Genomic DNA, 1,400 nt, shown 5'->3' on the forward strand with positions numbered 1-1,400 from the left:
TTAAACCAAATCAATCTGTGTGAACACTCATCAATGCACAATCTTTACGTAAGGAGGTGATCCAGCGCCAGGTTCCCCTAGCGCTACCTTGTTACGACTTCACCCCAGTCATGAACCACAAAGTGGCAAGCGTCCCCCCGAAGGTTAAACTACCTGCTTCTTTTGCAGCCCACTCCCATGGTGTGACGGGCGGTGTGTACAAGGCCCGGGAACGTATTCACCGTGACATTCTGATTCACGATTACTAGCGATTCCGACTTCATGGAGTCGAGTTGCAGACTCCAATCCGGACTACGACGCACTTTTTGGGATTCGCTTAACATCGCTGTCTCGCCGCCCTCTGTATGCGCCATTGTAGCACGTGTGTAGCCCTACTCGTAAGGGCCATGATGACTTGACGTCGTCCCCACCTTCCTCCGGTTTATCACCGGCAGTCTCCCTGGAGTTCCCACCCGAAGTGCTGGCAAACAAGGATAAGGGTTGCGCTCGTTGCGGGACTTAACCCAACATTTCACAACACGAGCTGACGACAGCCATGCAGCACCTGTCTCAGAGCTCCCGAAGGCACACCTGCGTCTCCGCTGGCTTCTCTGGATGTCAAGAGTAGGTAAGGTTCTTCGCGTTGCATCGAATTAAACCACATGCTCCACCGCTTGTGCGGGCCCCCGTCAATTCATTTGAGTTTTAATCTTGCGACCGTACTCCCCAGGCGGTCTACTTAACGCGTTAGCTCCGAAAGCCACAGCTCAAGGCCGCAACCTCCAAGTAGACATCGTTTACGGCGTGGACTACCAGGGTATCTAATCCTGTTTGCTCCCCACGCTTTCGCATCTGAGTGTCAGTATCTGTCCAGGGGGCCGCCTTCGCCACTGGTATTCCTTCAGATCTCTACGCATTTCACCGCTACACCTGAAATTCTACCCCCCTCTACAGTACTCTAGCCTGCCAGTTTCAAATGCAACTCCGAGGTTGAGCCCCGGGCTTTCACATCTGACTTAACAAACCACCTGCATGCGCTTTACGCCCAGTAATTCCGATTAACGCTCGCACCCTCCGTATTACCGCGGCTGCTGGCACGGAGTTAGCCGGTGCTTCTTCTGTCGCTAACGTCAAAGCATACCGCTATTAACGATATCCCCTTCCTCACGACTGAAAGTACTTTACAACCCGAAGGCCTTCTTCATACACGCGGCATGGCTGCATCAGGCTTGCGCCCATTGTGCAATATTCCCCACTGCTGCCTCCCGTAGGAGTCTGGACCGTGTCTCAGTTCCAGTGTGGCTGATCATCCTCTCAGACCAGCTAGGGATCGTCGCCTTGGTGAGCCCTTACCTCACCAACTAGCTAATCCCACCTGGGCATATCCTGACGCGAGAGGCCCGAAGGTCCCCCTCTTTGGC

The 1,400-nt window shown here is 54.0% G+C and carries 1 rRNA gene; it reads right to left on the reverse strand.

Going from position 1 to position 1,400, the window contains the following annotated elements:
• Positions 1-49: 49 nt before the first annotated feature.
• Positions 50-1,400 (reverse strand): 16S ribosomal RNA (locus FKN05_RS16460); the annotation flags it as partial.

The organism is Vibrio sp. 1-1(7) (assembly GCF_013048485.1).
Classification (GTDB): Bacteria; Pseudomonadota; Gammaproteobacteria; order Enterobacterales; family Vibrionaceae; genus Vibrio; species Vibrio fujianensis.